Origin of the sequence: Microbacterium hydrothermale, from assembly GCF_004854025.1 — a bacterium.
Taxonomy (GTDB): domain Bacteria; phylum Actinomycetota; class Actinomycetes; order Actinomycetales; family Microbacteriaceae; genus Microbacterium; species Microbacterium hydrothermale.
This window is the reverse complement of record NZ_STGM01000005.1, coordinates 246855-273259: the sequence shown is the minus strand read 5'-3', so window position 1 is coordinate 273259 and position 26405 is coordinate 246855. Positions and strand designations below refer to the sequence as shown.

At 72.3% G+C, this 26405-nt stretch carries 23 protein-coding genes; 9 read left to right on the top strand and 14 right to left on the bottom strand.

Translation table 11 applies throughout. The features are described 5' to 3' along the window. Positions 1 to 303 precede the first annotated feature (303 nt). The 3 genes from FB047_RS12050 to FB047_RS12040 are packed head-to-tail and all read right to left on the bottom strand — an operon-like array spanning position 304 to position 3562. The gene (locus FB047_RS12050; protein WP_240752774.1) at positions 304 to 1638 is read right to left on the bottom strand and encodes a glycosyltransferase; all 1335 of its coding nucleotides are present in this window, start codon (positions 1636 to 1638) and stop codon (positions 304 to 306) included. Further along, a complete protein-coding gene (locus tag FB047_RS12045; protein ID WP_136587435.1) occupies positions 1635 to 2624 on the bottom strand; it encodes a glycosyltransferase in 990 nt (329 codons plus the stop codon). The genes FB047_RS12050 and FB047_RS12045 overlap by 4 nt, the downstream gene beginning before the upstream one ends. After that, positions 2621 to 3562 carry a WcbI family polysaccharide biosynthesis putative acetyltransferase gene (locus tag FB047_RS12040; RefSeq protein ID WP_240752772.1) on the bottom strand — a complete coding sequence of 314 codons (942 nt, stop codon included), beginning with the start codon at positions 3560 to 3562 and terminating at the stop codon, positions 2621 to 2623. Before FB047_RS12040 ends, FB047_RS12045 begins: the two co-directional genes overlap by 4 nt. Positions 3563 to 3629: 67 nt before the next feature. On the opposite strand from FB047_RS12040, the gene FB047_RS12035 reads away from it, so the two are divergent. The 4 genes from FB047_RS12035 to FB047_RS12020 are packed head-to-tail and all read left to right on the top strand — an operon-like array spanning position 3630 to position 7715. Beyond that, positions 3630 to 4769: a glycosyltransferase gene (locus tag FB047_RS12035; RefSeq protein ID WP_167494227.1), complete on the top strand. Its 1140-nt coding sequence runs from the start codon at positions 3630 to 3632 to the stop codon at positions 4767 to 4769. After that, entirely contained in the window at positions 4769 to 5902 is a 1134-nt protein-coding gene (locus FB047_RS12030; protein WP_240752778.1) for a glycosyltransferase, read from the top strand. The genes FB047_RS12035 and FB047_RS12030 overlap by 1 nt, the downstream gene beginning before the upstream one ends. Further along, positions 5899 to 6903 (top strand): glycosyltransferase, encoded by a 1005-nt coding sequence (locus FB047_RS12025; RefSeq protein WP_136587431.1) that lies wholly within the window; start codon positions 5899 to 5901, stop codon positions 6901 to 6903. The genes FB047_RS12030 and FB047_RS12025 overlap by 4 nt, the downstream gene beginning before the upstream one ends. Further along, complete coding sequence (locus FB047_RS12020; protein ID WP_136587430.1) at positions 6900 to 7715, top strand: glycosyltransferase family 2 protein; 816 nt, start codon at positions 6900 to 6902, stop codon at positions 7713 to 7715. Before FB047_RS12025 ends, FB047_RS12020 begins: the two co-directional genes overlap by 4 nt. A gap of 67 nt (positions 7716 to 7782) precedes the next feature. On the opposite strand, the gene FB047_RS12015 is transcribed toward FB047_RS12020, so the two are convergent. The 5 genes from FB047_RS12015 to FB047_RS11995 are packed head-to-tail and all read right to left on the bottom strand — an operon-like array spanning position 7783 to position 13071. Next, positions 7783 to 8940, bottom strand: coding sequence for a serine hydrolase domain-containing protein (locus tag FB047_RS12015; protein WP_136587429.1), 1158 nt, complete (start codon positions 8938 to 8940; stop codon positions 7783 to 7785). Next, positions 8937 to 9896: a glycoside hydrolase family 68 protein gene (locus FB047_RS12010; protein ID WP_136587428.1), complete on the bottom strand. Its 960-nt coding sequence runs from the start codon at positions 9894 to 9896 to the stop codon at positions 8937 to 8939. The genes FB047_RS12015 and FB047_RS12010 overlap by 4 nt, the downstream gene beginning before the upstream one ends. A gap of 30 nt (positions 9897 to 9926) precedes the next feature. Then, positions 9927 to 10751 (bottom strand): carbohydrate ABC transporter permease, encoded by an 825-nt coding sequence (locus FB047_RS12005; RefSeq protein ID WP_076672722.1) that lies wholly within the window; start codon positions 10749 to 10751, stop codon positions 9927 to 9929. After that, complete coding sequence (locus FB047_RS12000; protein ID WP_205822959.1) at positions 10748 to 11719, bottom strand: carbohydrate ABC transporter permease; 972 nt, start codon at positions 11717 to 11719, stop codon at positions 10748 to 10750. Before FB047_RS12000 ends, FB047_RS12005 begins: the two co-directional genes overlap by 4 nt. Further along, positions 11719 to 13071, bottom strand: coding sequence for an ABC transporter substrate-binding protein (locus tag FB047_RS11995; RefSeq protein WP_136587427.1), 1353 nt, complete (start codon positions 13069 to 13071; stop codon positions 11719 to 11721). The genes FB047_RS12000 and FB047_RS11995 overlap by 1 nt, the downstream gene beginning before the upstream one ends. A 178-nt stretch (positions 13072 to 13249) precedes the next feature. Between FB047_RS11995 and FB047_RS11990 the strand changes: the two genes are divergently transcribed. Continuing rightward, positions 13250 to 14272, top strand: coding sequence for a LacI family DNA-binding transcriptional regulator (locus FB047_RS11990; RefSeq protein WP_136587426.1), 1023 nt, complete (start codon positions 13250 to 13252; stop codon positions 14270 to 14272). Between the two features lie 163 nt (positions 14273 to 14435). Here FB047_RS11990 and FB047_RS11985 read toward each other — a convergent pair whose 3' ends face one another. From FB047_RS11985 to FB047_RS11970, 4 genes are read right to left on the bottom strand one after another with little or no spacing between them, the layout of a single operon-like run. After that, complete coding sequence (locus tag FB047_RS11985; RefSeq protein WP_136587425.1) at positions 14436 to 16118, bottom strand: glycoside hydrolase family 13 protein; 1683 nt, start codon at positions 16116 to 16118, stop codon at positions 14436 to 14438. Positions 16119 to 16149: 31 nt separating this feature from the next. Beyond that, positions 16150 to 17091: a carbohydrate ABC transporter permease gene (locus tag FB047_RS11980; protein ID WP_240752771.1), complete on the bottom strand. Its 942-nt coding sequence runs from the start codon at positions 17089 to 17091 to the stop codon at positions 16150 to 16152. Continuing rightward, positions 17088 to 18002 (bottom strand): carbohydrate ABC transporter permease, encoded by a 915-nt coding sequence (locus FB047_RS11975; RefSeq protein ID WP_136587424.1) that lies wholly within the window; start codon positions 18000 to 18002, stop codon positions 17088 to 17090. The genes FB047_RS11980 and FB047_RS11975 overlap by 4 nt, the downstream gene beginning before the upstream one ends. After that, positions 17999 to 19258 (bottom strand): ABC transporter substrate-binding protein, encoded by a 1260-nt coding sequence (locus tag FB047_RS11970; protein ID WP_136587455.1) that lies wholly within the window; start codon positions 19256 to 19258, stop codon positions 17999 to 18001. Before FB047_RS11970 ends, FB047_RS11975 begins: the two co-directional genes overlap by 4 nt. 165 nt (positions 19259 to 19423) lie before the next feature. Between FB047_RS11970 and FB047_RS11965 the strand changes: the two genes are divergently transcribed. The 3 genes from FB047_RS11965 (at position 19424) to FB047_RS17380 (ending at position 22174) form a co-directional block, all read left to right on the top strand. After that, positions 19424 to 20653, top strand: coding sequence for an ROK family protein (locus FB047_RS11965; protein ID WP_136587423.1), 1230 nt, complete (start codon positions 19424 to 19426; stop codon positions 20651 to 20653). Between the two features lie 71 nt (positions 20654 to 20724). Continuing rightward, entirely contained in the window at positions 20725 to 22008 is a 1284-nt protein-coding gene (locus FB047_RS11960) for an alpha-amylase family glycosyl hydrolase (RefSeq protein ID WP_136587422.1), read from the top strand. A gap of 31 nt (positions 22009 to 22039) precedes the next feature. After that, entirely contained in the window at positions 22040 to 22174 is a 135-nt protein-coding gene (locus FB047_RS17380; RefSeq protein ID WP_276606276.1) for a hypothetical protein, read from the top strand. Positions 22175 to 22391: 217 nt separating this feature from the next. Here the strand turns inward: FB047_RS17380 and FB047_RS11955 are convergent, their stop codons facing one another. Then, positions 22392 to 23042, bottom strand: coding sequence for a response regulator (locus FB047_RS11955; RefSeq protein ID WP_136587421.1), 651 nt, complete (start codon positions 23040 to 23042; stop codon positions 22392 to 22394). Further along, complete coding sequence (locus tag FB047_RS11950) at positions 23039 to 24721, bottom strand: sensor histidine kinase (RefSeq protein WP_338095135.1); 1683 nt, start codon at positions 24719 to 24721, stop codon at positions 23039 to 23041. Before FB047_RS11950 ends, FB047_RS11955 begins: the two co-directional genes overlap by 4 nt. A 115-nt stretch (positions 24722 to 24836) precedes the next feature. Between FB047_RS11950 and FB047_RS11945 the strand changes: the two genes are divergently transcribed. Next, the gene (locus tag FB047_RS11945; protein ID WP_136587420.1) at positions 24837 to 26363 is read left to right on the top strand and encodes a CitMHS family transporter; all 1527 of its coding nucleotides are present in this window, start codon (positions 24837 to 24839) and stop codon (positions 26361 to 26363) included. Positions 26364 to 26405: the final 42 nt, after the last annotated feature.

Below are 26405 nucleotides of genomic sequence, written 5' to 3'. Positions count from 1 at the left end.
CGTGAGGCAGTTCACTACCTACGCCACCCACGCACCACGAAAACCACTTCACAGAAGCAGAAACAAGGAGATGCGCCGAGCGGCAGAACCCCAACTCTAGACCAGAGAATCGAAACTCTCAACATCCAGTGTCGGGGGCGGTTCGTCACGTGAGGGGCTGCGGGGCCTTCCGGCCGCTCCGCTCTCCCCTGTGGGGCGAACAAGTAATAACTTACGCGGGATCCGACCACCCGTCGAATCCACCCCACCACCCGGGCGTGTCGCGCGGCAGCGCACGGCGACCGCGGAGCAAGGAACGGCCGGTCAGACGAACCGTTCGCGGCTCCCCCACCCGCCGACCCACGCCTCGACGTGGGGAGCCTCTCGCAGAGGGTGCATCCCCGCGACCGTCACTCGACGCTCGGCGAGGGTGCGCGTATCCGTCCATCGGCGCGCGCGGTGACGGGACCGCCGGTTCCCCGCGCGACCGACCCGCGCGCCGTCCGGCGAGAACAGAAGAAGGGTGCCCACCTCGGCCTCCCCCAGGGGGGCCAACGCCTCCACGAACGCCTCGGGATCGAGGACGACGATCGCGGCATCGAGCTCGAGCGTCACGCGCGCATCGAGGGGGTCGGTTCCGGCGCGCACCCGCGCGTCCGCCGCGAGCGCGGTGCCCGGGGGGACGGCATCCATCGTCACCGTCGCCCGCGGACACGCCGCGAGGATCGAGTCGACGCAGACGAAGGCCACGTCGGGGGCGAGCCCGCGCGGGACGACGACCTCGAGGTCGGGCGTGCGCGGCAGCAGACCGCGGCCCGCGGAGCCGTCGACGGGGATCAGCTGGGAGAGCCGGAGGGTCTGCGCATTCCCCTCCGCCGCTCGGTCGCGGCCGTCGCGGCCCGCCCAGTCGGGGCCGTCGTGCCACGCGACAGCCTCGGGCACGTGGGCCAGAACCGCGCCGGTCTGCCACGCGCGATGGGCCCACTCCCAGTCCTCTCCTCCGTACGCGGAGAACGACTCGTCGAACCCGCCGACCTCGTCGAAGAAGGAGCGGGAGCAGGCGAGCACCGCGCTGATGACGTGTCGGTAGGAGCGATCGTCCGCGCGCAGCAGGTTTCCGCTGGTCTCGTACGCCTCGCGCAGCCATCGCGGCTCCGGCAGCTCGACCTCCGGGGCGACGCGGGCGACCGGGGCGTCGACGGGGATGCCGCGGAAGTCGGCGTGGCGGCGCCGACCGACGGTCACCGCCTCGGTGAGCAGGGCTGGAAGCCGCGTGAGGGCGCGCACGTATCCCGGTTCGGGCGCCGTGTCGGCGTCGAGGAAGCACAGGACGTCACCCGTCGCCACCGATGCGCCGAGGTTGCGCGCCGCGGCGGCCCGGAATCCGCGATCCTCCTGGCGGACGAGCCGGACGCCCTCGGGGACCTCGGGCGCGACGGGGGAACCGTCGTCGGCGACGACGACCTCTATGCGATCGGCCGGGTGGTCCTGCCGCGCGAGAGCGGCGAGGGTGCGGGCCAGCTCGGTCGGCTGCGCGTAGTGGGTGACGATCACCGTGACGCGAGGGGGTTCGGGGTCGAGGTGCGCCAGCAGATCCCAGCGGTTGCCCGGGACCCACGGCATCCTGTCGGTCCAGCCCTCGGGTACGGCCGCGCTCATCGGCTCACCCCCGACCACCAGCGCAGGTACGCCGCGGTGGCGTCGGCCCGACCGGCCGGGAGCGCGGAGATGCCGTGCCACGTCGTCGCCGCGTCGACCCGGGCCGCGGAGATCGCGGGCGCGAGCTGCTCCGGCTCGACGACCGAGAGCGTGCCGGGGCGCAGGGCCGCCATCTCGTCGACGTAGCGGTTGCGCACGGCGACGGGGCGGCGCCCCCACCCGATCCACGACGTCAACGAACCGGAGGCGGAGACGTGCCGGTGGGCGATCACGGGCACGGCCACGCGCGCCACGCGGGCCGCCATCTCGTCGTCGTCGAGCCACCCGGTCACCTCGACCTCGACGCCCGAGGCATCCGCCCGCCGCACGAACGCGTCGAGGTCGGCGGCATGCCCCTCCGAGGCGCGCCCCAGGACGATCACGCGCGACATCCCGGCCTCGACGGCGGCGTCCAGTGCCTCGTCGTGCCCCTTGCCGGGGTAGAAGTATCCGAGCACGCCGACGGCGTCGTCGGAGGGGGCCGAGGCGATGGGCCGCTGGTCGACGGGGAGCGGGATGACGGCGACGGCGCCGTGCCAGACGTCCTCCTCGCGCAGCAGCTCGCGCTCGTGCGCGCTGTTCACGGCGACGGCGCGCGCCGCCGCGGTGACCTCGCGATAGAACGCGCGGCGACGCGGGCGATTGCGTTCGCCGTCGGACGCCTGCGGCACGTCGTGCAGGGTGACCGTGAGCGGATGCCGCGCCGCCAGCCCCACCACGGCACGCGTCGCCTCCTCGGGCGAGGCGCCCCAGAGGCGGTCGGTCACATGGGCGTGCACGGCCGTGCCGGCGGGGAGGGCGACCAGGGTGTCGGGGGTCGTGATCCGGGCGTCGGCGCGCTCGCGCACGACCTGCGCGGCGATCTCGCGCGCGTACACCGCGACCCCGTGCGGGCCGGGATGGACGAAGAGGACCGGGGGCGCGGCATCCGGAAGGGGCGCGGTCATGCGGCGGCCGCCCACGTGGCCAGCAGCGGCGCCATGCGGTCGACGACCGCGGCGAGGAGGGCGGGACGCTCGGCGTAGTACGCGAGATGGGCCTCACGGACGACCTCGGCGGGGAGTCGTTCCCCGCCGACGGTCCAGTCGGGGCGGGGCGCGGTGTCCAGACCCCAGGCCGCGACCACCCAGTCCTCGAGGGGAGCACGCACCGAGGCGAGGATCGGCCGGCCGGGGTCGACCGCCCGACCGGGGGCGCCCAGAGCGGTCACGATGCGCTCCCCCAGCGGGAGAAACAGCGCGTTCCCGGGATGGTTCACCGTGCGGGCGAGGTCGTCGACGACGGGGGCGAAGAGGTCGGATGCCGCGACGTCGAGACCGCGCGCCTCGCGGCGCCGGAGCTCGGCGCGGGACCCCTCGGCGATCTCGCGCACCGTCTCGGCCCCGAGGACGCGGGGCACGCGCAGTCCCGCGGCCTCGGCGACGGTGCGCACGTCGTGGTACGCCACGAGCGGCGGATCCTCGGGGAACGCGGGGAGACGCAGCACCGCCTGGAACGGGTGGAGCCCCGCGAAGCGGACGGCCGGGACGGTCACGACGCGCGCGCCGGGCGGCAGGGACGCCCGCAGCTGGGCGGTGCCCAGCGCGAGCCCCCGGTAATCGTCGCGGATGGGCTGGGCGACCAGGAAGGAGGCGCCGCGCAGGAGGGCGTGCAGGCGCTCCGCGTCATCGGCGGACAGCTCGTGCACCGCGGGCACGCGCACCGCCGGCAGGGCGTCGGACGAGATGACCAGGCGCAGCGACTCCGCCTGGCAGTTGCCCACCACGACGCCGTATCCGGCGGGCGGCTCGGCCTGTCCGAAGAACTCGGCGTAGTGCGCCCGGCGCGCTATCACCGCCTCGCCGTGGTCCGCAAGGCTCTGCAGCCGCGCCGTCTCGCCACTCATGATGTGAACGTATCCGTCGGTGTCATCGTCGTCCCAACCGCCCCGTTGCATTGCGATGTGCCTGGCGATGCGGTACGCGCACCGCCATGCCCGCCTGCACGAGGAGGAAGAGAAGATCGTCGCCAGCACCGTCCCCCCGGTTCGGATCGCCGCCGTCCCCTCGGCGCACCCGTACGTCACCGCCGTCGCGGATCCCGCGAGCGTCCGCCTGCTCGCCGACCCGCCGCCCCCGGGCGCTCCCGAGGGCCAGTGGTGGCCCCCGCAGGTGCTCCTCCCTGCGTGGCTGCGCGAGAACGCGGACGACTTCGACCTGGTGCACGTGCACTTCGGCATCGAGTCGTACTCCCCCGCGGACCTGGCCGAGACCGTCGCGGCGCTGCGGGCCCTGGGACGACCGCTCGTCTACACCGTGCACGATCTCGAGAACCCCCAGCTGCTTTCGCAGGACGCGCACCGGGAGTCGCTGGCCGTGCTGGCCGAAGCGGCCGACGAACTGATCACCCTCACCGGCACCGCGGCCGACGAGGTGCAGGCCCTCACCCGGCGCCGGCCCACGGTCATCCCGCACCCCACGCTGCTCGACGACGCGGAGCGCCCCACCGGGACCTCCGACGGCGTCACGCGCGTGGGCGTGCACCTGCGCGACCTGCGCCCGAACATCGACGGGGTCGGGACGACGGCGACCCTCGTCCGCGCCGTCGCCGACCTCCGCGCGCAGGGTGCGCGCGTCGAGGGCGTGGTGCGGATGAACGACAGGGTGCGCGACGCCGAGGCGGCGGCATCCATCGATCTGCTCGCGCGCGACGCCGAGGGGGTCACCGTCGAACGCGGCGAGCGTCTCGACGACGACGCCCTCTCCCGGTGGCTCGCCGACCTCGACGCGTGCCTGCTGCCCTACCGGCACGGAACGCAGTCCGGCTGGGCGGAGCTCTGCTACGACCTCGCCGTGCCGGTCGTGGGCACGCGCGTCGGACACATCGCCGCGCAGCATCCCGACGACTTCCACCGCTTCGACGTGGGCGAGCCGCTCTCACTCGCGCGCGCGATCGTCGACGCCACGGACGCCGCGTGGTCGACGCCCGGCTCCGCCGCGCGCGCGGCCGAGGTCGAGCGCCGATGCGTCGACAGGCTCGCCGAACGCGAGGCGGTGCGCGCCGCGCACCTCGCGCTCTACCGACGGGCGATGGCGAAGGAGGAGGCAGCGTGATGCGACCGTCCACGGTTCTGCGCGTCCTCGTCGTCGCCCCCTCGCGGTACGCGCTGCGCCAGCCCCACGCCGGGGGGCTCGAGGCGTGCGTGTGGGACCGGGTGCGCTGGCTGCGCGCGCGGGGCCACGAGGTCACCCTGTGCGCCGCCGACGGCTCGGACTACCTCGGCGACGTGCCCGAGTTCCGCCTGCCGACGCCCGAATGGACCCGCCCGGAGGAGTCCTCCGACACCGAGTACCCGGCCGGCTACGCCGCCGCGGTCGACGCGGCGTACGACGCGGCGCTCCAACGCCTCATCGCGGACCGGCACCTGTACGACGTGGTCGACAACCACAGTCTGCATCCGGCCCCCATCCGGTGGAGTCGGGATGCCGGCATCCCGGTCGTGACGACCTTGCACACCCCTCCGCTGGAGCCGATGCTCGAAGCGGCGACCGAGGTGCGCGACAGCCCCCACCGCTTCGTCGCGGTGAGCCAGGCCACCGCACGCGCGTGGTCGGTCGAGGGCGTGGACGCGTTCGTGTTCCCCAACGGCATCGACACCGACCAGTGGACCCGCGGTGCGGGCGGCACGTCGTGGGTGTGGTCGGGACGCGTCGTGCCCGAGAAGGCTCCGCACCTCGCGATCGAGGCGGCGCGCGAGGCCGGGGCGCACATCGTTCTGGCCGGTCGCATCGGCGACGTCGACTACTTCGAGCAGGAGATCGTGCCGCGCCTCGGCGTGCACGCCCGCTACGTCGGCCCCCTGCACCAGAGCGACCTGTGCCGGCTGGTCGGCTCGTCGGCCGTGGCCCTGGTGACGCCGATGTGGGAGGAGCCGTTCGGGCTCGTCATCGCCGAGGCGCTGGCCACCGGCACCCCCGTCGCGGCGTTCGACATCGGCGGCGTCTCGGAGGTGCTCGCGGGGATGCCGGGATCGGCCACGGTCACGGCGGGCGATGTCGTCGCCCTCGCGAAGGCCGCGGCGCACCTCGCCGCGGAGGGCGCCCGCGAGCCGCTCACCCGCGTCTGGACGCGCCGCGCCGCCGTGCGACAGCATTCGCTGGCGCAGCGCTACCGCGAAGTGGAGCGCGTGCTCACCCACACCGCGCAGCCGGTCTCGGCGCGCCGCGCGCCGGCGGTGGCGTGGTGATCGGCTGGTACGTCCACCACCACGGCCACGGTCACGTCGCACGGTTCCTCGCGGTGCAGCCGCACCTGCGCACACCCGTCGTCGTGTTCTCGTCGATGCGTCGTCCGGCCGCCCTGGCTCCGGAGGTCGAGTGGGTCGAACTGCCCACCGACGCCGACGGCTTCGAGGACCGCGACGGGGTGCTGCGCGACCCGCGCGACGCCGATCCCACCGTGCGGGGTCACCTGCACTGGGCTCCGCACGGGCACCCCGGACACCGGGCGCGGCTCGCGGCCATCGCCGCGGCATCCGTCACCCGCGAACTGCAGGCGTTCGTCGTCGACGTGAGCGCGGAGGTCGTCGCGTTCGCCCGCCTTCTGGGACTGCGCACCGTCGCGGTGACCCAGCCCGGCGCCCGCACCGACACCCCCCACGCTCTCGCCTACGCCCTCGCCGACCGCATCGTCGCCCCGTGGGCGCACGGCGCCGTTCCCGTGACGGGCCTGTCGGCGCACGGCGACCGCGTCCTGTGGACGGGCGGGATCTCGCGCTACGACGGACGGACCCCGGACGGGGCGCGCGAGTCCCGGTCGCTGCTCATCCTCGGCCGCGTCCTCGACGACGACGTGCGCGAGCAGGTGACCGCGCTGCTCCACGCGCACGGGTGGGAGGTCACCGCCGTCGGGCACGACGCCGCCTCGCGCGTCGACGATCCCTGGCCGCTGTTGTCGCGCAGCACCGTCGTGCTCAGCGCCGCCGGGCAGAACAGCGTCGCCGACCTCGCCGCCGCGGGCGCCCGCGCGGTGGTCATCGCCCAGGAACGCCCCTTCTCCGAGCAGGACCACACCGCGGACGCCCTGGAACGCTGGGGGCTGGCCCGCCGCGCCGACGCGTCGGCCTCGGCCGCGGAGCTGGTCGCGCTCGTCGAGGCCGCCGCCGAGGACTCCCCCGACTGGGCGCGCTGGCAGGTCTCCGGAGGCGCGGGGCGCATGGCCGCCGCTGTCGAGGCGATGCTGCCGTGAGGACCGCGGTCATCACGGTCGCCTCGCGGGCCCGGAGCGAGCATCTCTCGCGCCAGCGTCGCGTGCTGGCGGAGGTCGCCGACGACATCGTGCGGGTGGAGGCCTGGCTCGACGAGACGCCGCCGTCCGACATCCCGGATGCCGGGACCCTTACGCTGCACGTACCCCCGGGGCCCCTCGGACTGCGCGTCGGCGAGGGACGCAACCGGGCCGCCGCCGCGGCCGTCGACGCGGGCGCAGAGCTGCTTGTGTTCCTCGACGTGGACTGCCTCCCGGGTGAGGAACTCCTCGCGGCGTACCGCTCCGCGGCGCGCGCGCATCCGGAGGCGATCCTGGCCGGAGCGGTGACCTATCTCGCGAGCGTGCAACGCCCCGAAAACGCCGCTGACCTGCCCTTCCTCATCCGTCCGCACCGCGCGCGCCCGGCGCTGCCGGCGCGCGAGACGCGCGCGGCGACCGCGGCGGAGTACGACCTCTTCTGGTCGCTGTCGTTCGCCGTCACCCCCGCGACCTGGGAGAGGATCGGCGGCTTCCACGCCGGGTACGAGGGCTACGGCGCGGAAGACACCGACCTCGCCTGGACCGCTCGAGCCGCCGGCGTCGAGATGCGCTGGGTCGGCGGGGCCGATGCCTTCCACCAGTGGCATCCGGTGTCTTCTCCCCCGTGGCAGCACCTCGACGACATCCTGCGCAACGGCGCGACCTTCCACGCACGGTGGGGGTCGTGGCCGATGGGCGGATGGCTCGACGCCTTCGCCGCGGCCGGGGCGATCGAGCAGCGCGACGGCGTGTGGGTGCGCACGCGCGCGTGAGGCGCCGAGAATCGTCGCTTCGGGGCGCCCGGAAGCGACAATTCCTGGCGGGTCGCGCGGCCCAGAATCAGACCACGGAGCGGAGGGCGTCGACGATGCGCGTGGCGCGGGGGTCGTCGGCCTCCATCCAGTTCGTGACGAACGCGAAACCCACACGGGCCGCGCGGTCGGCGAACGCGACCTGGCCGCCTGCCCCGTCGTGCCCGAAGCTCGTCGGCCCGAGGTAGCGACGCGCGGCCGAGTCGAGCTGGAAGCCGGCCGCCCAGCGCGGCCACGGTGCGGGTGCAGCGAAGACCGGAGCACCCGCGGTCCGCTCGCGCGTGACGACGTCGAGCGTGTCGTCGTCGAGGAGGCGGATGCCGTCGGTCTCGGCGACCGTGGCCGACCACATCGCCGCGACCGCGCGCGCGGTCGCGACGGCTCCCGCGCCCGGGATCACCGCGGCGCGCACGTCGTCGGCGTTGAACCCGTCGTCGTCCGTGACCAGCGTGGCCGGAAGCACGCCGCCGAGGGTCATCGCCCGGTCCAGCCAATCGACCGCACGCGGATCGCGCTCGGCCGCCTGCCGCTCGACGAGGGCCGAGAGCGTCGGCCCCACGCGCAGGTGCGCCACGGATGCCGCGATCTCGGCCGGCATGCCCAGCCAGGCCCCGCCTCCCACGGCCTCGGCCATCGCGGCGAAAGCGACCTGCGCGGTGACACCACCCGCCCGACGCACGATCTCGCCCGACAACCAGCCGTGGGTGAGCGCGTGATACGCCCACCCGGCGCCCGGCTCCCACAGCGGTTCCTGCGCGGCGATGAGGCTCGCCATGGCGTCGACGTCGAGGAGCTGCGCGCGCGTGACGTCGACCCGCGGGGCCGAGACGCCCGCCCGGTGGGCGAGGGCGTCGCCGACGCTCACGCGGTCCTTTCCCTGCGCCGCGAAGTCGGGCCAGATCTCGGCGAGCGGTCGGTCGAGGTCGAGCGTCCCGTCTGCAACGAGTCGCGCCGCCAGGATCGACATGAGCCCCTTCGTGCACGAGAACACCACCGAGGGCGTGTCGCGCTCCCAGGGTCGACCGTCGCGACTGTCGGCCGTGCCGCCCCAGACGTCGACGACCGTCTGCCCGTCGACACGGACGGCCAGGGCCGCGCCCATCTCGGGCAGTCCCTCGAACGCGGAGGCGAACGCCTCGCCCACCGCCTCGAAACCGGGGGCGACGACGCCCTGCACCGCGGTCATCGGACGACCTCCGCGACGGCGAGGCGATCGCCGTCCCAGTGCAACGGCAGGGGATCGGACAGCGTCCCGACGAAGGCCCCGTCGGTCGTGACGTTCTCGAAGGCCAGCATCACGGCGCGCCCGTCGGCGTCGTCGGCGACGACGCGACCGCTGTACAGGCGCTCGTCGGCGACCAGGGTCGCCCGCTCCACCGGGTACGGACCCCGCGGGTCGTCGAGGGCGACGGCCCAGATCCCTCCCGCTCGACCGGCGCGATCGCCCGCGAGGTGGGTCGCGTCGCACGAGAAGATCAGGGCCCACCGGCCCTCGATCCGCACCACCTGCGGAACCTCGAGGTGCGCGAAGCCGGCGCCGGGCGCGCTCAGCGGGGGGCGGATCTCCCAGCGGCGCAGGTCGGCGGACCACGCGTGGCCGATGACCCCGCGATCGCGCTCGATGCCGTCGCGTGCGCGGGCCGTCACGAGCATGTGCCACCCGTCCCCGTCGGGATCGGCGAACACCCACGGGTCGCGCCACGCCTCCTCGTGCCACGTGCCGTCGAGAAGCGTCTCGTACCAGCGCGGGTCCGCGGCGACGACGACCTCGGGATCCTTGACCCAGGTCGCGAGATCCCCCGACGAGGCCGCGAGGACCGTCTCGACGTTCGTGATCTCGCCGTCTCGCAGGAAGCGCGAGCCGGTGTAGAACATGCGCCAGTCGGCATCCGCCCCGACGATGCTCCCCGTCCATGTCGCCGTGGCATCCGGAGCGTCTCCGCCGGAGGGCTCGAGAACCGTGCCGTGCACGGTCCACGAGCGCAGGTCGTCGCTCGTGGCGTAGCCGACGCTCGCGTTGCGGTGGCGCAGGTCGGGGTCGCCCAGGCTCGTCGGCGCCTGGAGGAACATCATGTGGTGGGTGTCGCCGTCGCGGGCGAGCCAGAAATCCCAGACCCAGTGGTCGGGCAGCGTGAACGTCATGAGATCCGTTTCGAAAGGAGGAGGGGCCGGTCAGCCCTTGACCGCGCCCTGCACCAGGGCACGGATGAACTGGCGCTGGAACACGAGGAACAGCAGCACGGCGGGAGTGATGATGATCAGCGCTCCCGCGTTCAGCAGCGGGATGCTGAGCGAGTACTGCCCCTGGAAGAACGTCAGCGCGCCGGCCACGGTGCGCTGCAGCGGGTCGGCGATGAGCACGACCGGGAGCAGGAACTGGTTCCACGTCCAGATGAACAGCAGGATCGCGAGCGCCGAGAGCGCGGGAGCCGCGAGCGGCAACTGGATGCTGCGGAACTCGCGCCACAGCGACGCCCCGTCCACGCGCGCCGCTTCGGACAGCTCGCGCGGCACGTTGACGAAGTGCGCGCGCATCCAGAACACGCCGAACGGCATGTAGAGCCCGATGAGCGGAAAGATCACCGCCCACGGGGTGTTCACGGTGCCCATCGACTGCGCCTGGTAGTAGAGCGGGATGATGAGCGCCTCGAACGGGATCGTCAGCCCCAGCACGAAGAACACCAGGATGCCGCGGCCGAAGCGCACCTGGAGTGAGCCCAGCGCGAAGCCCGCCAGGGTGGCGGCGACCAGGCTCAGCGGCACGACCCCGAGCACGATGACCAGGCTCGAGCCCATCAACTGCCAGACGTGACCGGTCTCGAAGGCGGTGGCGAAGTTGCCCCACTGCGGGTCGGTCGGCCACGTCAGGCCGGTCGGGTTCTGGTCGGCGGGTTGCAGGGCCGCGGAGAACATGCTGATCAGCGGGAGCAACGTCACGATCGCGGCGACGCTGAGCAGGAGGATGCCGAGCACGCGCTCGGTGCGGCTGGCGATCACGAGTCGCTCGCTCTCGAAAGACGTTGGATGGGGAGCACCACGATCAGCACGAGCACCATGAGCACGATGCCGAAGGCCGAGGCCAGGCCCACGTCGCTCTGGGTGAAGCCGATGCGGAAGATCGACAGGCCCGGCACGAGGGTCGCGCGGCCGGGGCCGCCCTGGGTCGAGGTGTAGATGATGTCGAAACTCGACAGGGCGGCGATGACGGTGACGGTGACGAGCACCGCGATCTCCTGCCGCAGGCCGGGGAGGGTGATCGTGAAGAACTCGCGCCACCACCCGGCGCCATCGAGGCGGATGGCCTCGTACAGCGAGACGTCGATCTTGCCGAGACCGGTGAGCAGCAGCACGGTGCACAGCCCCGTGAGCACCCACGACCCGATCAGACCCACGGCCGGCAGCGCCGTGCCGTAGTCGGCGAGCCACGGCCGGGTGATCCACCCGAGCCCGACCCAGCCGAGGATCTGATTGACCGCACCGGTCTGGGCGTACATCCACGACCAGGCGATACCGGCGGCCGCGAGCGGGATGATCTGGGGCAGGAACAGCACGGTCTGCGCCGTGGCCGCGAAGGCCTTGTACCGGATGCCGCGGATGAGGGTCGCGAGCACCAGCCCGAGCCCCACCGGGATGACGGTGAAGAACGCGATCAGGATGAACGCGTTGCGGATCGCACCGAGCAGGTCGGGGTCGGTGAACACCGTGAGGTAGTTCTGGACGCCGACCCAGCGGGCGACGCCGATGCCGTTCCAGTCGTAGAACGAGTACTGCACGCCCTGGAACAGGGGCCAGACGACGAAGCCGATGTAGAAGGCGAGCGCGGGAAGCAGGAGGACCCACCCGGCGAGGGTCGCCCGCCGGGCCGCTGCGCGTGCAGCGGCCCGGCGAACGGGTGCGGTCGCCGTCGCCGAGGGGGCGTCGTCGGGTCGAGGGGCCGCCGCGACGGCGACCGCACGGTCGGTCATTACTCGCCGACCTCGCTCTCGTAGAACTTCTGCACGCGGTCGACGAACTCCTTGCCGGTGATCTGGCTGGTCACCAGCAGCTGCGACTCGGGGATGATCGAGCCCGCGTAGATACCGGCGGTGGTGTTGGCCATGAAGTCGACCTGGCCGTTCTCGGCGCCGATCTGGGCGGACATCTTCAGCGCGTTCTCGATGAGCGAGCCGGCCTCGACCGAGGGCAGCTCCTGCGCCGGGTCGCCGCCGGGCGAGGCGCCCGTGACATCGACGATGATTTGGCGCGCGGTGGGGTCGGTGTGCACCCAGTTGAGGAAGTACGCGACCTCGTTGATGTGCGGCGACTTCGCGGCGACCGAGAACGAGTTCGCCGCCCCCATGGCCACGTGGTCGGCCCCGGCCTCGGCCGGCGGCACGAGGAAGAACTCGACGTTGGAGCCGAGCGCCTTCTGGTAGTTCGCCGCCTCCCAGTTGCCGTTGAAGGTGAACAGTCCCTCGCCCGCCGAGAAGCGACTGGTGAAGGTGAAGTAGTCGATCGCGTTGATGTCGGACGGGAAGTACCCGGCATCCGCCCACTTACGCACGAGCTCGGCACCCTCGACGTTGCCGGACTCGTCGTAGCGCGCCCCGGGCTCGTTGAACATCCACGACAGGAACTGGTCCTTGTCGACGTATTGGTTCATCGCCGCCTGCACGACGAAGTTGACGACGCCGTCCTTGTCGCCGGCCATGATCGGCAGCACACCGGCGGCCTTGGCCTTCGCCATATCTTCTTCGAGCTCGGCGAGCGTCTGCGGCGGGGCGTCGATGCCCAGCTGGTCGGCGAGCGTGGTGTTCATGTAGATGCCGGTGATGCTGTAGCCCAGGCCCAGCTGGTACAGCGAACCGGAACCGCGGACACCCTCGTCGGTCATGCGCAGCGGGGCGAGCTGCGAGGCCGGCCACGCGTCCCAGCCGTAGGCGTCGAAGTAGGGGTCGAGATTGGCCACGAGACCGTCGCGCACCGTGTCGCCCAGGGTGGGGAGACGGATCAGATCGGGCGGCGTGGAGCTGGCGAGCAGCTTCGGGGCGTTCGCGGTGAGGTTCTGGAACGTGTCGCGGTTGATGGTGAACGTGACGTTCGGGTGCTGCTTCGTGAACTCCTCGGTCAGCTTGTCGGTGACCGGGAAGCCCGTCTCGTCGGCGATCGTGAGCTGGACCGGGTCGGAGGTCAGCTCGGTGCTCACCTCGACGTCGTTCTGCGCCGTCGGTGCGGCGCTGCCGGGGGCGCACCCGGTCAGGGCGGCGCCGGTGAGTCCCGCGATGGCGATCAGAGCGAGGGATGCCCCTCGACGCCGGCGGGGGATGCGGGTGTTCATGTCGACTCCTTCGTCTGTGCTGCGTGCCGGCGCTCGGGCTGTTCCGGCGGCGGACTGCTGGTGCGCTAATCTTTGCTGAAAGGATTTAGCACGATCATTTACGCAGACGCGTCGAGCGCTGTCAAGATCGCTGCGAAGATCGTGACCGCGGCGCCGGAGCCGCAGAACGGGGACACCGATGGGCAAGAGGGTCACGCTGGCCGACGTCGCCCGCCGCGCGGGACTGTCCCCCGCGGCGGCCTCCATGATCCTCAACGGCCGCCCCGACACCCGCCTCTCCCAGGACGCGCACGAGCGGGTGCACGCCGCCGCCGCCGAGCTGGGCTACCGCCCCAACATGTCGGCCCGGGCGCTTCGCACCGACACCTCGCACACCGTCGGCTTCGTGTCGGATCTCGTCGCCACCACCCGCTTCGCGAGCGGCCTCATCAAGGGGGCGCTCGGCGCGGCGGAAGCCGCCGGCCAGGTCGTGCTGGTGGCGGAGACCGGCGGGGAGCCCGAGAGGGAGGCCGAAGCGGTCTCCGCCCTGCTCGACCGTCAGGTCGACGGGATCATCTTCGCGTCGATGCGGGCGCGAGAGACCTTCGTGCCCGCCCTCCCCACCGGACTGCGCACGGTCATGCTGAACGCCACGAACGATCTGCACCGCTGCAGCGTCCTCCCCGACGAGGAGACGGGCGGACGCCGGGCGGTCGAGCTGCTCCTGGAGGCGGGGATCCGGGACGGCATCCTGCTGCTCGGCTACGACGCGGAGGCGGAGCGCGATCTGTTCCGCTCCGCCACGGTGGCGGCCCGCGTCCGCGGGATCTCCGCGGCCATGGCCGACGCGGGCGCGACCTTCCTGCACGAGGAGTCGATCTGGCTGTGGGAACCCGCCCCCGGGTACGAGTTCACGGCGCGACTGCTCGCGCAGGGGCTGCGGCCGCGGGCCATCGTGTGTCTGAACGACCGGCTGGCGTTCGGCGCCCTGCAGGCGCTGGGCGACGCCGGTCTGCGCGTGCCGGAGGACGTGTCGCTGGTGTCGTTCGACAACGACGAGCTCGCCGCCTATCTGCGCCCGGGGCTGACGACCATCGGTCTCCCCCACGAGGACATGGGCCGCCGCGCCGTCGAGCTCCTGCTCGCGCCGGGAGGTCCGCCCGAGGGGCAGCACCTGGTCGAGATGCCGGTGGTGATCCGCGACTCGATCCGCCGCGCGTGAGGCGCGCGGTGCGACGTCGAGTGTCCACGACATCCGGGCCGTTTTCGGATCCGTCCGGGTGTTTCGGACACTCGGCGGTGGGGCGGGCGGATGCCGTGCACGGCCCATCCGGGACGCGCGAAAGCCCCGGCGCACGAGGGCGCCGGGGCTTTCGGGCGGCGGGTCAGGCGCGTCGCATCCAGACCGTCGTCTCGCCGGGGAGCCGGCCGTCGTCGAGCGCGCGGCTCGACAGCAGCACCTCACCCGCGGGAAGCGGGACCGCCTCGGCGCCGAAGTTGGTCACGACGCTCCAGCCGTTCGGGCGCTCGTACGCCACGACCTCGGCGCTCGACCCGTCGATCCAGGTCAGCTCCTCGGCGGTCTGGAGCTCGTGCCGGAGCGCGAGGGCCCGGCGGTACAGCGACAGCGTCGACGCGGGATGGCCGTCCTGGACGTCGGCGGCGTAGGTCTCGAACCAGTCCGGCTGCGGCAGGTGAGCCCCGGCATCACCGAAACCGAACGACCCGCCCGACGCGGTCCACGGCAGCGGCACGCGGCATCCGTCTCGCCCGAGGTCGACGCCCGGGCTGCGGAAGAACGTGGGGTCCTGCCGTTCGGCGTCGGGGATGTCGGCGACCTCGTGCAGGCCGAGCTCCTCGCCCTGGTACAGGTATGCCGAGCCCGGCAGCGCGAGCAGGAAGAGCGCGGCGGCGCGGGCACGACGCTCGCCCCGTTCCGCATCGAGCGCCGGTTCCGTGCCGCCCGAGAGCAGCCACTCGTTGCCGTGCTTGAGGGTGGGGCGCCCGTCGGCACCGCGCTGCGCGTCGGGGAGACCGTAGCGGGTGGCGTGGCGCACGACGTCGTGGTTCGACAGCACCCACGTCGTCGACGAGCCCGACTCCGCCGCCAGGGCGAGGTTGTCGGCGACGATGCGGCGGAACTGCCCGGCGTCGAAGTCGGCCTCGAGCAGGTCGAAGTTGAACGACTGGCCGAGGCTCGCCGCGCTCGCGTACAGCGGCACGCGCGAGGGGTGCACCCACGCCTCGGCGACCGCGGTGCGCGGCGGGTCGTACTCGTCGAAGACCGCGCGCCACTCGGCATAGACCTCCTGCACGTCGTCGCGGTCGATCAGCGGGTGGTTCCCGTCGATCGGCATCGCGTCGAGCTCGGCCCGCGAGGGCAGCGGCTCGCTGAGGTCCTTGGTGAGCATGTGGGCCACGTCGACGCGGAAGCCGTCCACCCCGCGGTCGCCCCAGAACCGCAGCGTCGTGAGGAAGTCGGCGCGCACCTCGGGGTTCGCCCAGTTCAGGTCGGGCTGCGACACGTCGAAGTTGTGGAAGTACCACTGGCCGTCGGCGACCCGCTCCCACGCCGATCCGCCGAACACCGAGACCCAGTCCGTGGGCGGCTCGGAGCCGTCGGGGCCGGTGCCCTCGCGGAAGATGTACCGCTCGCGCGCGGCGGAGCCGCGGCCGGCGGCGAGGGCCTCCTGGAACCACGCGTGCTTGTCGGAGGTGTGGTTCGGCACGATGTCGACGACGACCCGGATGCCGTGGGCGTGCAGCTGCGAGATCAGCTCGTCCATGTCGGCCAGGGTCCCCAGCCGCGGGTCGACGTCGCGGTAGTCGGCGACGTCGTAGCCTCCGTCGGCGAGGTCGGAGGGGTAGAAGGGGCTGAGCCAGACGGCATCCACCCCCAATGCGGCGAGGTACGGGACCCGCGAGGTGATGCCGGGGATGTCGCCCAGACCGTCGCCGTTCGTGTCGGCGAAGCTGCGGGGATAGACCTGGTACACCACGGCCTGGCGCCACCAGTCGGGGGCGTCGGAGAGTTCGCGGGCGTGCACGGAGGGTGCGGCGATGGTCACGGAGGGTCCTTTCGGGGAGGGGATGGTGTGCTCAGCCCTTGACGGCGCCCTGCGTGACGCCCGCCATCACCCAGCGCTGGGTGAACAGGTAGGCGACGATCGCGGGGGCCATGGCCATGAGGTACGAGGCGAAGGCGACGTTGTAGTTGTTGCTGAACTGCGTCTGGAACAGGTTCTGACGGACGGGGAGCGTCTGCAGCGCCGGGTCGCTGATGATGAGCGAGGGCATCATGAAGTCGTTCCACGCGTACAGGAAGGCGAAGATGCCGACCGTCGCGCTCATCGGCGCGAGCAGGGGGAAGATCAGCCGCCAGAAGGTCTGCCACGTCGTCGCCCCGTCGATGCGGGCGCTCTCTTCGAGCTCGAGCGGGATGGAGCGCAGGAACGCCGTGAACAGCAGCACGCTGAAGCTGAGCTGGAACATCGTGGCGAGGATGATCACTCCCGCCGGGTTGTCGAGCCCGAGGCGCCCCGTCAGCTGGATCTGCGGGAGCGCGATCACCGGGAAGGGGATGAACATCGCCGCGAGCAAATAGAAGAACGAGTAGCGGAAGAGCTTGCGGTCCCAGTTGCGCGCGATCGCGTACGACGCGAACGCGGCGAGGATGATCGTCGCCGCGACAGTGCCGGCCGTGACGAGCAGCGACATCGCGAGTCCCACGGGGAACTTCGTCAGGGTCCACGCCTGCACGAAGCCGTCGAAGCTCACCGGCGACGGGAGCGAGAACGCGTTGCCGTCGACCACCTGCGTGCCGCTCTTCAGCGCCATCGAGACGGTCACGTACAGGGGCAGGAGCACGGTCAGCGAGCAGAGCACCAGGACGGTCGTCGTCGACCAGCTGACCCTCTCCGCGCCGACGCGGCGGAAGCGCGGACGCCGCGCGGGGGCGGGGCCATTGGCGTTCCCGGTGCCGGCGGCGATCGGGACTTCGGCCTGCTCGAAAGCGAGCGCGGGCTGATTGAGAGCGGTCATGACAGGGTGTTCCTTCCGCGGGTCACCGAGAGCTGCAGCAGCGAGATGACGACGGCGACGACGAAGAAGAGCGCGGCGTTGGCCATCTGGTAGGCGTAGTCGCCTCCGTTGAATCCGAGGATGATCGACATCGCGACGCTGCGGGTCGCGGTGCCGGGGCCTCCTCCGGTGAGGCCCACGATGATGTCGTAGGCGTTCAGGAAGCCCTTGAATCCGAGGATGACGTTGATCACGACGTATCCGGCCACCAGCGGCAGCGTGATGCGCAGCAGCTGCTGCGTCTTGCTGGCACCGTCGAGTCCCGCGGCCTCGTACACGTCGCCCGGGACCGAGAGAAGCCCCGCGATGTAGATCAGGAGCGTGCCCGGGATCGCCTGCCAGGCGGTGACGATCACGATCGCCACCCACGCGAGGTCGGGGTTTGCCAGCAGGCTCGTCTCGAGCCACGGGATGCCGAGGGCGGCTCCCGCCTCGGGCACCGAGTTGCTGAAGAGGAAGTTGAAGACGTAGGCGATGATGATGCCCGAGATCACCATCGGGATGACGAAGACCGTCCGCAGCGCCCTGGTGAAGCGGATCCGCGCCGTCAGGCCCACCGCGAGCAGGAAGGCCGCGATGTTGACGACGATCACGGTCGCGACCGAGAAGCCGAACGTGAACAGGTAGGCCTGGAGGATCGCGGGGTCGCTGAAGATGGCGATGTAGTTGGTGAGCCCCGTGAAGCTCCACTCCCCCAGCCCGATCGAGTCGGTGAAGCTGAAGAAGATGCCGATCATCCCGGGGATCGTGATCGCGAGGGTGAACAGGGCGAGCGTGGGGAGCAGGAACAGGTAGTAGATCGGCTCGACGCGGCGGGTGCTGCGACGCGCGGTCGCCTTCCCTCCGGTGACGATCGTCGTGGTGGTGGTCATCGCGCGGCCTCCTCGCCAGCGGCATCGTCGGTCGAGGCCGGCGGCTGACGGAACGCCAGGCGCGACCAGTCCTCGTCCATGGTGCGCAGCGTGCTCTGCGGAGAGGCACCGAAGATCATCGCCTGCGCGTAGTTGAAGGTGGGAATGGTCTTGGGCACCAGCACGGAGGCGCCCTGGTAGATGCGCCCTTCGTCGTAGTAGGGGATCATCCCGGCCACGCGCGGGTCGCTGGGCGAGGGGGCGTCCTTGGTCGGCGCGAAGCCCAGCTGCGACTCGTTGTAGGCCTCGATGATCTCGGGCTGGTAGAGGTACTCGAGGAAGTCGCGCGCGGCATCCTTGTGCCGGGACGCCTCGGGGATGATGGCCGCGAGGTCCATGTTCACGCGCACCTTGAGGTCGGCGGGGTCGTCGGTCATCGGCAGCGGGAAGGTGCCCACGGGAAGGTCGGGCGAGGTCTTGGCGATCTCGCCGAGCGCCCACGGTCCCTGCAGGTACATCGCCGCCTGCCCCTGGGCGAAGGCGAGGTTGCCGTCGCCGTAGGCCCGGCTCTCGGCATCCGCGTTCGTGTAGTCGCGGGCGAGCTCGAGCATGCGGTCCATCGGCTCGGTGAAGTCCTTGGCGAACGACACCGTCGAGTCCGGACCCACCTGGTCGCCCTCGGCGGCGAGGGCGTCGAAGAAGTCGATGACGTCGATCGACCCGCCGACGGAGTAGTCGTACCAGCCCTGCGCCACGGTCCAGTCGTCCTTGAAGGTTCCGTAGAAGGGCGTGATGCCGTTCTGCTTCAGCGTGTCGGACACCTGGAGGAGCTCGTCCCACGTGGTGGGGACCGAGAGCCCCAGCTGCTCGAAGATCTGCTTGTTGTAGATGACGGATGCCGCCATCACCGAGTACGGCAGGGCGCTCGTGCGCCCCTCGCACGAGCCGTACTGGTTCATCAGCGGCTGCAGGTCGTCGCGGACGGTGCTCGCCGCCGTCGTGTCGGAGAGGTCGCTGAGCGCGCACCGCTGCACGAAACGGGCGACCTCGTAGTTGTAGTTGGCGAGCATGATGTCGGGCGGGTTGCCGCGCACGAAGCTGGCCGAGACCACGTCGACGCCCGAGGCGTCCATCTCGACGCGCACCTTGTCCTGCGAGGCGTTGTACCGGGCGACCACGTCGTTCATGAACGACAGCGCCTCGCGCTTGCTGAAGGTGAAGCGGATGGTCTCGCGCCCGTCGGCGGAGCACCCGGCGAGCAGACCCGCCCCCAACATCCCCACCGCGGCCGCCGCGACCCACCGCCGCACCGCTCTCGTCTTCGTCGACACTCGTGTCCTCCTCGCCGCACTGCGAATGTGTTGTGTCATTGAGTAAATTTACTCGCCAAATCAACTTGGTGAGGGCAGTATTGCATCGGACGCGAAGGGGGTCAAGATCTGATGACGGATGCCATGTCGGCCGCGGCCTCCCTGCGTCGGCGCAGCCTCGAGACCGTTCTGGCCCACGCCTGGGACGCGGACGCATTCACCGCCAGCGACGTGATGGCGACGGTCGGGCTCACCCGCTCCACGACGATCGACGTGCTCGACGAGCTCGTCGCCCGCGGCCTGCTCGCCGAGATGCCGAACGCCCGCACCGTCGGCGAATACTCCAAGGGCCGCCCCGCGCGCCGCTTCGCGTTCCGCCCCGAGGCGGCGGTCGTCGTCGGCGTCGACGCGGGCCGCGGCCACCTGACCGCCACGGTCGCCGACCTGCGCGGACGCACCCTGGGCAGCTCCCGACTCGCGGTGGACCCCGAGCAGGACTCCCCCGCCCGCCGTCGGCGCGCGGCCGAGGCGACGGTCGCGGCCGCCCTGACCCGCGCACACCGCGACCGCTCCGACATCGCCGCCCTCTGCGTCGGCGTCCCCGCACCGGTCGACCGATCGGGCAGATCGCCCGTGCACCACGACGGCTTCTGGGAGCGCATGAACCCGGGGTTCATCGACACCTTCGCCGACTGGGCCCCCGTGGTCCGCGTCGAGAACGACGCCTCGCTCGCCGCCGTCGCCGAGCAGGCCCGCGGCGCCGCGGTGGGCGTCGAGGACTTCATCGCCCTTCTCGCCGGCGAGCGGTTCGGCGCCGGGATCTGGGTCGACGGCCGGTTGCTGCGCGGAGCCCACGGGGGAGCGGGCGAGACCGTCGCCTTCGACCGCGTCACCGGCGTCGGAAGCGCCGAGGGGCTGGCGCCCCGCTGCGTCGACGCGGCCCGCGCCGCGATCGCCTCCGGACGCCTGCCCGCCGCCTCCGCGCTCGCGGCGATGGACCCCGCCACCCTCGACGCCAAGACCGTGCTCGATCTCGCCGATCGCGGCGACGAGGGCGCCCTCGAGGTCGCGCGCGAGGTGGGGGGAGCCCTGTCCGTCGTCGCCGCGACCTTCGGCAGCCTTTTCGACGTGCGCACGGTCGTCGTCTCGGGGGCGATCGCCGCCGGTGCGGCACCCATCATCGCGGCGGCCCGCGCCGCCCTCCCCCGCGCCCTCGACCTTCCGGCGCCCGACATCGTGGCATCCCCCCTCGGCGCCGACATCGTCTCGATCGGTGCCGTCGCCGCGGCCGTCGACGCGGCCCGCGCGAGCGCCCTCGACCTCGCCGCCTTCGCCCACCCCGAAGAGCGCGCGCGGGCGTGACCGCCCTCGACCGCGCCGACCCGCACCGCAACCCCGCTCCGCAACCACCCACCCCCCGATAACGTCGGCTCATGCCCGAATGGCCCGAACACGTCATGTGGTGGCACGTCTATCCGCTGGGATTCGTCGGCGCGCCCATCCGCGACGGCGTCGATCCGGATGCCGCGCCGGTGCACCGGCTGGACCGGCTCGAGCCGTGGCTGGACCACCTCATCGAGCTGGGCCTGAACGGCCTGCTGCTCGGACCGGTGTTCGCGGCCGAGACGCACGGGTACGACACGGTCGACCATTTCCGCATCGACCCGCGGCTGGGGGACGACGCCGACTTCGAACGTCTCGTGTCCGCGGCGCGGGAGCGCGGCATCCGGGTCCTCCTCGACGGGGTCTTCAACCACGTCGGGCGGGCGCACCCGGCGTTCCGCGACCAGACCGAGCACGGCCCGAGCCTGTTCCGCGGGCGGTGGGTCGACGGCCGGTTCGAGGCCGACGTGTTCGAGGGGCACGACGCCCTCGTCGCTCTCGACCACTCCTCCCCCGCCGTCGTCGACCTGGTGGTCGAGGTGATGTGCCACTGGCTCGAGCGCGGGATCGACGGGTGGAGACTGGATGCCGCCTACGCGGTGCCCCACGCCTTCTGGGCCGAGGTGCTGCCCCGGGTGCGCGAACGTTTCCCGGACGCGTGGTTCCTCGGCGAGGTGATCCACGGCGACGCGGCGCTGATCGTGCACGAATCGACGATGGACGCGCTCACGCAGTACGAGCTGTGGCAGGGGATCTGGCACGGTCTCGCCGACGGCAACCTGTTCGAACTCGCGCACGCCGTGGAGCGGCACGACGAGCTGCTGCGCGTCTTCGTGCCGCAGACCTTCGTGGGCAATCACGACGTCACCCGCATCGCCTCGGCCGTGGGCGCCGACCTCGTTCCGCACGCGCTGGCCGTGCTGTTCACGGTGGCGGGGACCCCCTCGGTCTACGCGGGCGACGAGTTCGGATGGACGGCCGTGAAGGAAGAACGCCTCGGCGGCGACGACGCGGTGCGACCGGAGTTCCCCGCCGGCCCCGGAGAGGTCGACGCCGACGACCGCATCCTCGCGGCGCACCGGGCGCTCATCGCGCTGCGACGCCGCAAGCCCTGGCTCTGGCGCGCGCACACCGACGTGGTCGACCTCGCGAACACCGCGGCCGTGCTGCGGACGGCGACCGGCGACGACGCCGTGGTGGTGGCCCTGAACCTCGGCGACGATCCGGTGTCGCTGCCGGCCGCCGACGCCCGCGCGGTCGTCACGGGTGACGGGACGCTCGCCGGATCGCGGGTCGAGCTGCCCCCGCGCGGGTGGGCCGTGCTCGAGGCCTGAGCATCCCCCTCGTCCCACTCATGGCCGGTGCATGTCCCACTTCTGGCCGGTGCGCGGCGCCGACACCCACCACAACTGGGACAAGGGTGCGTCGCGCGCCGCAGAGACGGCCGCCGGATCGCGGGTCGAACTGCCCCCGCGCGGATGGGCCGTGCTCGAGGCCTGAGCATCCCCCTCGTCCCACTCATGGCCGGTGCATGTCCCACTTCTGGCCGGTGCGCGGCGCCGACACCCACCACAACTGGGACGAGGGTGCGTCGCGCGCCGCAGAGACGGCCGCCGGATCGCGGGTCGAACTGCCCCCGCGCGGATGGGCCGTGCTCGAGGCCTGGGACGAGGGTGCGTCGCGCCGACACCCACCAGAGGGCCGCGGTGCAGGACCCTCAGCCGCCCGCGCGGAACCGGTGCTCGGGGCGGCCGGTGGAGCCGTACCGCAGGCTCACCCTTACGAGTCCCCGCTCCGCGAGCGCCGTGAGGTGGCGCTGGGCCGTCGCCCGCGAGACGCCGATGCGCTCGGCCACCTCGGTCGCCGACGCCTCGTCGCCCGCGAGGGCCGCGAGCACCGTCTGCTCGGTCGCGGATCGCGCGAGCGACGGGCCCTCGCGCTCGCCCCGCAGGAGGGATGCCGCGCGGTCGATGTCATCCTGCGAGAGAGGCCGCGCGCTGCCGAGCAGGTTGCGGTACCGGGCGTAGCGCTCGAGACGCTCGGCGAGCACGCGCGTGTCGAACGGCTTGACGAGGTACGCGAGGGCGCCCGCGGCGAAGGCGCGGCGCACGGTCGCGGCATCCGTCGCCGCCGACAGCACGAAGGCGTCGATCTCGAGCGAGCGCACCAGGTCGATGCCGTCGCCGTCGGGCAGGTAGACATCGGCCAGCACGAGGTCGGGGGCGTGCGCGGCGATCGCCGTCCGCGCCTCGCCGACCGTGCGCGCGGGCTCCAACGCCACGAACCCCGCGCGCGCGGCCACCGCGTCGCGGTGCAATCCCGCCACGCGGAAGTCGTCGTCGACCACCAGAACCCGGATGCCGCTCACGTCTCGTTCCTCTCCCGCACGGTGCCGGCGCGCCGCACACCCGGCAGCCGGGCCGCGACGATCGCGCCGCGCCCGTCACCTCCCGCGTCGACCACCCACACCTCGCCGCCGCGACGCCGCGCGAATTCGCGCGACAGGGGCAGGCCGATGCCGAGGCCGTGCACGGCATCCGGATCGTCGTCCCGCTCGCGCGGGGCGAAGACCGCCTCGCCATCGGCGATGCCCGGGCCGGTGTCGGCGACCGTCACGACGACCGCGTCGGCGTCGTCGAGCACGCTCACCTCGACCTCCCGCGGTGCGGGGGCCGCGGCCGCCGCGGTGATGGCGTTGTCGATGAGGTTGCCGAGCACGGCGACGACGTCTTCGACCTCGTCGATCGGCGCGGTCGAAAACGTGTCGTCGGCCACTCGCAGCGCGACCCCCCGCTCGCGCGCCGCGAGGGCCTTGGCCCCCAGGAACGACTGCAGCATCGCGTCGCCCACGAGCTCGATGCCCGGAACCGCCCAGTCGACCGATCCCCGGTCGACGAGGTCGGCGAGGAACGCCCGCGCCTCGACGACCCGTCCGGCATCGAGCAGCCCGACCGCCGCGTGCAGGCGGTTGGCGTTCTCGTGCCGCTGCACGCGCAGTGCATCGCCCATCGCCCGCACGCTGTCGAGGCGCCCCGACAGGGCCATCACGTCGGTGCGGTCGCGCAGCACGGCCACGCGGCCGAGGGCCCGCGCCCCGCGGCGCACGGGTCGGACGTCGACGAAGACGACCCGGTCGCCCACCGGAAGTCCGGTCGGCGCGCCCCCGCCGGCCAACGCGGCCGCGACCGCCGGCGGCAGGCCCAGCTCGGCGAGAGGTCGACCGACGGCACCGGTCACCCCGAGCAGACGTTCGACCGTCGCGGTGCACACGCGCACGATGCCCGTGTCGTCCAGTGCGACGACGCCCTCGTCCGCCCCCTCGAGCACGGCGGTCTGGGTCTGCACGAGGGCGACGAGCTCCTCGGGCTGCACGCCGAGGGTCAGTCTCTCGAGGCGGCGGCGCATGAGCAGCGCCACGACGGCGCCGATCGCCACGGCGAGCGCGACGGCCGCCGCGATGCCCGCGATCAACGCGGGGAGGTCGTCGAAGACGCTCGCCCGCTCGAACCCCACGCTCACCTCGCCGACCGGGGCTCCTCCCCCGGGCGGATAGATCGGCACCTTCGCCCGCGCCGATTCGCCCAGCGTGCCGGTCTCCCAGGTCACCACCTCGCGCCCGGCGAGGGCGTCGGCGAAGCTCGTGCTCACCACCTGGCCCAGTCGGTCGGGGTCGGGATGGGCGAGACGGATGCCGTGATCGTCGGTGATCACGACGAACAGGCCCCGGGTCCGCGCGGTGACGTCGGCGGCGTACTCCTGGAGTTCGCCGTCGCGCAGGGCTGCGGCATCCGGGGTCCCGGGGTCGGCCGAGAACGTCGTGACGAGGGAGCGCACGTCGGGGGCCTCGGCGACCGATCGGGCGATGTTCAGGGCCGATGAGTCGGCCTCGGCCTTCAGCTGCTGCACCCCGAGCCAGGCGAAGATCCCCGTGCACACGGCGACCACGGCGATCTGGGTGGCGACCTGCACCACGAGCATCCGGGTGGCGAACCGCATGCGCACCTCCCGGTCGGCGACGTCGTCGTGCGCGAAATGCGCAGAAGACACGGTACGCGCATAACGGCGCTCAATGCGAGCAAGCGCGCGCTCGGACCCTCGGCATCCGTACGGTCGGCAGATCGCTGGCGCACCGGGCGCCGACATCCACGACGAAGGAGTCGCGATGACCCCCTTGATCCTTGCGGCGGAGGCCGAAGAGTACGCGGTGGCCTACACGCCCGCCGACGGTGTGCTCGTCGCCCTCGGCTTCCTGATGGTCCTGTCGTTCATGGCGCTGATCATGACGCGGCGGATGACCCCGATGGTCGCCCTCATCGTCGTGCCGACCGTGTTCGGGCTCATCGCCGGCGCCGGCTTCGGCCTAGGCGACATGGTCATCGACGCGATCGGCAAGATGGCGCCCACGGCGGCCCTGCTGCTGTTCGCGATCATGTACTTCGGCATCATGATCGACGTCGGCCTGTTCGACCCGCTCATCCGCGTGATCACGCGCTTCCTCGGCGACGACCCGGCGAAGATCGTGCTCGGCACGGCGATCCTCGCCGGCGCGGTCTCGCTCGACGGCGACGGCTCGACGACCTTCATCATCACGACCTCGGCGATGCTGCCGCTCTACCTGCGGCTGGGCATGAGCCCCGTCGTCCTCACGTGCGTCGCGGGCCTGATGAACGGCACGTTGAACATCGTCCCGTGGGGCGGCCCGACCGTCCGCGCCGCGACCGCCCTGGGCCTGCAGCCCACCGACGTGTTCGTGCCGATGCTGCCGTCGCTGCTCGCGGGCCTGGTCGTCTCCCTCGCGTTCGCCTGGTTCCTCGGCCTGGCGGAACGCAAGCGCCTCGCAGGCTCCGTCGACACCTCGAAGATCGACGGCCCCGGCGGCTTCGGCCGCCTCGGCGCCCCGAAGATCTTCCGCGGCGCGGAGCACAAGCCCGGCGCCCTCGCGTCGCTGCGCACCGGCAACATCGTCACCGTCCGCGGAGGCCAGGGGGCCGTCGCCGCCCCGCAGCTGGTCGAGGCCGCCGACACCGCGATGGCCGACACCATGCTCGACCCGAACCGCGCGACCCTTCGACCGAAGCTCATCTGGTTCAACCTGGTGCTGACCGTCGCGGTGATGGTGCTGCTGGTGATGGACATCTTCCCGCTCGCGTTCGTGTTCATGGTCGGCGCCGCCCTCGCCCTGATCGTGAACTTCCCGAAGCTGCGCGGCCAGGCCGACGAGATCGTCGCCCACGCCCCCAGCATCGTGGGCGTGGTCTCGATGGTGCTCGCCGCGGGCGTGCTGGTGGGCGTGCTCAACGGCACCGGAATGGTGTCCGCGATGGCCGCGTGGATCACCGAGGTCATCCCCTCGTCGATGGGTCCGTTCCTCGCCGTCATCACCGGGATCCTGTCGATCCCGTTCACGTTCTTCATGTCGAACGACGCGTTCTACTTCGGCATCCTCCCGGTTCTCGCCGAGAGCGCCGCGAACTACGGCATCGCCCCGGTCGAGATGGCCCGCGCCTCGATCACCGGCCAGCCGGTGCACCTGCAGAGCCCGCTGGTCCCCGCGATCCTTCTGCTCGTCTCGCTGGCCGGCGTCAACCTCGGCGACCACCACAAGAAGGTGCTCTGGCGCGCGACGATCGTCTCCCTCGTGATGCTCGCTGTCGGCGTGCTGGTCGGCGCGGTGCCGCTGCTGGGCTGAGGCGGGTCGTTTAGGGGCCCGGATGCCACGGCATCCGGGCCC